5 protein-coding genes are annotated in these 5,088 nt (G+C 60.8%); 4 read left to right on the top strand and 1 reads right to left on the bottom strand.

Annotation, left to right across the window (positions count from 1 at the left end):
* Positions 1-368: 368 nt before the first annotated feature.
* From ada to VGY55_25490, 4 genes are all read left to right on the top strand, one after another.
* Positions 369-1,454: a bifunctional DNA-binding transcriptional regulator/O6-methylguanine-DNA methyltransferase Ada gene (gene ada, locus VGY55_25475; protein ID HEV2973343.1), complete on the top strand. Its 1,086-nt coding sequence runs from the start codon at positions 369-371 to the stop codon at positions 1,452-1,454.
* 39 nt (positions 1,455-1,493) lie between these two features.
* On the top strand, positions 1,494-2,057 hold the full coding sequence (locus VGY55_25480) for a GNAT family N-acetyltransferase (protein HEV2973344.1): 564 nt from the start codon (positions 1,494-1,496) through the stop codon (positions 2,055-2,057).
* Between the two features lie 568 nt (positions 2,058-2,625).
* Positions 2,626-3,063 (top strand): helix-turn-helix domain-containing protein, encoded by a 438-nt coding sequence (locus tag VGY55_25485; GenBank protein ID HEV2973345.1) that lies wholly within the window; start codon positions 2,626-2,628, stop codon positions 3,061-3,063.
* 111 nt (positions 3,064-3,174) lie between these two features.
* Entirely contained in the window at positions 3,175-3,969 is a 795-nt protein-coding gene (locus VGY55_25490; GenBank protein ID HEV2973346.1) for a hypothetical protein, read from the top strand.
* A 91-nt stretch (positions 3,970-4,060) separates the two neighbouring features.
* On the opposite strand, the gene VGY55_25495 is transcribed toward VGY55_25490, so the two are convergent.
* On the bottom strand, positions 4,061-5,088 hold a 1,028-nt coding region (locus VGY55_25495), incomplete at its 5' end, for a molybdopterin cofactor-binding domain-containing protein (protein ID HEV2973347.1).

Here is a 5,088-nt window from a genome sequence, read left to right on the forward strand (position 1 = left end):
ACTGCTCATCGCTCAAATCCGTGGGATAGACGGCTTCCATGCCAGGTGCTCCGAAGCGAGAAAAGTTCCTCCAGTTTCAAACGCTGCGTGTAAATACTGCTTATTTCCGCGACGATCAAGACCTTTTCAAACACGTTCTAACACTTAAGGCGAATGCAGCAGACCACGGATGACACGGATTCTCTGAACAGGGTCAAATCCATTTCTTGCCCGATCTTATCCGTGAAATCCGTGTGATCCGTGGTTCTTTCCTTCAAACGGCTAAATGGCTACCCCAATCTCAATTCGAAAGCAAGAAACGGAGAGTCACCGTCGATCGGGGCGGCTATCCTTACTCGTGTCAGAGCGACGACAAGGAGAATAATGACATGCCAACAATGACAAAACAACCCAAACGCGCCGAATCTTTCGGCGGCGATGAGCAGCGATGGCAGGCGGTGGCACGCCGAGATAAGAGAGCCGACGGCAGGTTCGTCTATTCCGTAAGGACCACGAGCGTTTACTGCCGGCCGTCGTGTGCCGCCCGGCTTGCCTTGCGCGAGAATGTCCGATTCCATTTGACCTCCGCGGACGCTGAAAGGGCCGGATTCCGACCATGCAAGCGATGCCGGCCGAACGAACTTTCGCCGGGCGATGAGCACGCCAAGTTGGTGGCCAAAGCATGCGAGTTGATTGCTCGGGCCGAGAACGCTCCCGACTTGCGGACGCTGGCCGGGAGCGCTGGCATGAGTCCGTCGCACTTCCATCGCGTTTTCAAATCGCTGACGGGTCTGACGCCGAAGGCTTATGCGACCGCGCGCCGCTCGCAGCGGGTTCGAGACGAATTGTCGCGCGGCAAGAACGTGACCTCCGCGATCTACAACGCCGGGTTCAATTCCAATGGCCGCTTTTACGCCACGTCAACAAAGGTGCTCGGCATGAAACCCTCGATTTTTCGATCCGGCGGCGCGGGGGCAACGATCCAGTTCGCCGTGGGTGACTGCTCGCTGGGGTCAATCCTGGTTGCCGCTTCAGACCGCGGCATCTGCTCCATCATGCTCGGCGACAATGCCAATGCACTGGTGGAAGAGCTTCAAGATCGATTCCCAAAGGCCGAATTGATCGGCGGAGACCCAGGTTTTGAGAAGCTGGTCGCCCGCGTAGTCGCGTTCGTCGAGCACCCGGCGACGGGACTGAACCTGCCCTTGGAAGTTCAAGGCACGGCATTTCAGCATCGGGTCTGGCAAAAGCTGTGTGAAATTCCGTACGGAAAAACTTGGAGCTATGCGGAACTTGCCCAGCGCGTCGGCGAACCCAAAGCAACCCGCGCCGTCGCACAAGCCTGCGGAGCGAACCCCGTCGCCGTCGCGATTCCGTGCCACCGCGTCGTGCGTACGGACGGATCGCTGTCCGGATACCGCTGGGGGATCGAGCGCAAGGCGAAGCTATTGGAGAACGAACGCGCGGGACGATGATGCCGCGGCCAATCGCATGATTCACGGAGCGCCGAGTCGATGACTGCCAGCTTGCCGGAGGAACTGGAAACGGCCCGCCTGCGACTTCGCCGCTGGCGTCCAGCCGACGCCGCGCCGTTTGCCGCACTAAATGCCGACCCGCGGGTGATGGAGCACTTCCCGGCGATCTTGTCGCGAGAGGAGAGCGATGCGGTTGTCGCGCGAATCGAGGACCATTTCGCACGTCACGGTTTCGGGTTGTGGGCGGTCGAGGTTACCGACGTGGCGCCGTTCGCGGGATTTATTGGTTTGAGCGTGCCTCGATTCGAGGCACGCTTTACCCCCAGCATCGAAATCGGTTGGCGACTGGCCGCCGATTTCTGGGGCCGCGGGCTTGCGGTGGAAGGCGCACAAGCCGCTTTACGTGTTGGATTCGACATGCTGGGACTTGACGAGATCGTATCGTTTACCGTGCCCGAGAATCTGCGATCCCGACGCGTTATGGAGAAGCTCGGAATGACCCACGATCCGGCGGATGACTTCGATCATCCGCTGCTCGCCGCGGGACATCGTTTGAGGCGCCACGTGCTCTACCGAATCGCTCGTGCCTCGAGACCTGGCTGATCAGTTCCCGAGCCGTGCATCACGGACGATCGAGAAACCGCGCTAATTCGCGCCGATAATCTTCGGGATGGTCATGCACGCTCGTATCGCATATTGCGATAATCCGTCTTGACTTGCGGCCATTCGCGACTATGCTTATCAGAAACGATTCCGCCGGTGGACAGGTCGAACGTGCGCGTTATCTCCAGACGACGATTACGGGAGTTTTGGGAATCGCGGAAGCACGAACCGGCCACGGCTCAACGGGAACTGTCCGCGTGGCACAAGCTGGCTAAGAATGCGGAATGGCCCAACTTCGGAGCGCTGAAACAAACCTTCGGCTCGGCGGATCAAGTGGGAAACTGCGTCGTGTTCGACGTCGGCAACAACCGATTTCGATTGATCGGTCGAGCAAACTACGCTCGGGGAATCCTCTACGTCCTGCGTGTTATGGATGACAAAGAATACGACAAGAGGCTCTGGATCGACGGCTGTGGATGCCATCAGCCGCCGAAAAGGCGGACTGTGCCAAAGGCGTTTGAACCCGTCCGGCGAAGCCGCGGCCAGCGAAAGGGAAAGAGGTAAAGTTTTGGCGACCAAGACAGTTTCCAAGAAGCTCCCGGACACCTACTTCGACCTCGTCAAGCAATTCCCGCTCAGACATATCCGCGACGACTCGCACTTGGACGCTGCCGCGAAAATGATCGACCGGTTGCTGAGGGAGAAGCTCACTGCGGGCGCCCAAGAGTATTTGGACGTGTTGACCGATCTCGTCGAAACCTACGAGGACCCGCACGAGCCGGTCCCCGACGCCTCGGAAGCGGATGTGTTGCGGGAATTGATGCGGTCCGGCGGGATCAACCAACCAAGACTCTCGGAGCAGGTCGGAATCTCGCAGTCCACGATCTCGGCCGTGCTCAACGGCACACGATCGCTCACCAAGCATCAAATCATCTCGCTGGCCCGCTTCTTCAACGTCTCCGCGGCCGCCTTCCTTCCTAGTCCGGCGACAATCCGACGACGATGAAGCGCATCCTGCGCCCGACGGATCGGCGACATCCTACTCGGGATGGAAGTATGCGCGAATCCCCGCCGAGGACTACAAAAAACGGATACAAGGACTGAAAGAGGGTGCTGCATGGATGTGATTTTGACCGTCGCCTATGGCAAGGTCTGCGACTATCCCACGTACCGCGCGTTTCTTAATTCGTATCAAGCAATTCGGCGCGACGATCTGAAATTGGTGGCGTTCGGCGGGAATATGTCGCGTGCGGCGCGGCGAGCGACGGAGGCCGCCGGCGTGGAAATCCACGATCCGGGGGCCCGCTTCAACGATCCGGGCAACAAGCTGCGGCATTGGTATTTTGCAGAATACCTCGGCCGGCGTCGCGACGCGGCGGGTTATGTTCTCACGGTCGATGCTCGCGACACGATCTTTCAGAGCGATCCGTTCAGCTTCGCGCCGTTGCGATCGGGCGCCCGCATTCTGCTCTCCGCGGAAAGCACGCTCGTGAAAATGGACCCCTGGAATCTGCAGGATCAGTCGGCATTCCAACAGGCGATCCACCCCGCTTGCCGGCAAGGAAGATTTCAGAATTGGCCGGTGATCAACGGCGGTTTCGTGGCGGGCACGAGCGCGGCGATGGCAGACTTCGGGCTAACTCGCTTTGCGCTCGATGCGCGAGAGGGCAAAGCCACCGATCAAGCGAGCCTTACCGCGCTGGGCAACTGGATTCGCGAATGGCCCGGATATCGGGTCGTGGGGGACGGCGAACCGTGGGTCTTCCACGGCCATTGGCTGGGCCAGAGCGACCGAGCCGCCGCTCTCGACGACGGCTTCGTCGTGGTTCGCTCGACTGGCGTGCCGTATCGAATGTTCCACCAATGGGAACGAACGGACTGTTTCGAACGGTTGCTAAAGAAGTTCGGCTGATCGCATCGTGTCACGGTCGGGAGACCGAGCGGCAACAGCGCAAAAGCAGCACCCTCACCCCGGCCCTCTCCCATCGAGGGCGAGGGAGAAGTCAAGCTGGCAGCCGAATCGGCATCTCGCGCACGCGCTGACCGGTGGCGCGCGACACGGCGTTGGCGATGGCGGGGGCGATGGCGATGAGCGGCGTTTCGCCGGCGCCGGCCGAAGGTAGGTCCGGGCGGTTGAGCAGATGGATGTCCAGCTCGGGGAGGTCGTCGATGCGCGGCACGCGGTATTTCGAAAACGCCGCGTTGAGCATTTTGCCGCCCTCGAATCGCATTTCTTCACGCAGCGCCGGGCCCAACCCCATGATCATCGCACCTTGCACTTGGGAGAGCAGATTGCCGGGGTTGATGATCGCTCCGCATTCGAACACCTGGCAGACCCGCGTCACGGCGATGCGGTTCCGCTCGCGGTCGATCTTCACTTCGGCGCAAGCCGCCACGAACGATCCCTTTTCCGTGCCGCAAGACAGGCCCACTCCGATGTTCGGGTCCTTCTGCTTCGCGCTGCTGGGCCAGTCGAATCGGTTTGTCGCTTCCTCCAGGACGGCCCGCAGGCGCGGGTCATCGAGGTGCGCCAGTCGGAACTCGAGCGGATCGCGGCCGGCCGCCGCTGCCAACTCGTCCATAAAGCATTCGCGAGCGAACATATTGGCTGTCGCCGCCAGCCCACGATACGAGCCGTGCCGCAGCGGCGGCTCGGATTGGACAGACTGGCTGCGCTTCTGAGCGATTCGGTATGGTGATTCCATCGCCGACGGGCCGGAGTTGATATTGATGAAGTGCCACGAGGTGATCGTGCCGTTGGCATTGAGACCGGCCTCGACCTCAATCAGCCCGGCCGGACGGAAGTAGGCCCAGGTGAACTCTTCGGGGCGCGTCCAGCGGAGCGACACGGGATGACCCGCGGCCTGAGCCAGACGGGCTGCTTCGACCGCCGCCTCGCCCGAGTGCTTTCCGCCGAAGCCGCCGCCGAAGTCTGGAACGATCACGCGCACTTTATCTTCGGCCAGGCTAAACGCACGCGCCAGCTCCGACCGCACGCCGAACGGATTCTGGCTCGATGTCCAGACGGTCA

The organism is Pirellulales bacterium (assembly GCA_035939775.1).
In the GTDB taxonomy this organism is placed as follows: Bacteria; Planctomycetota; Planctomycetia; order Pirellulales; family DATAWG01; genus DASZFO01.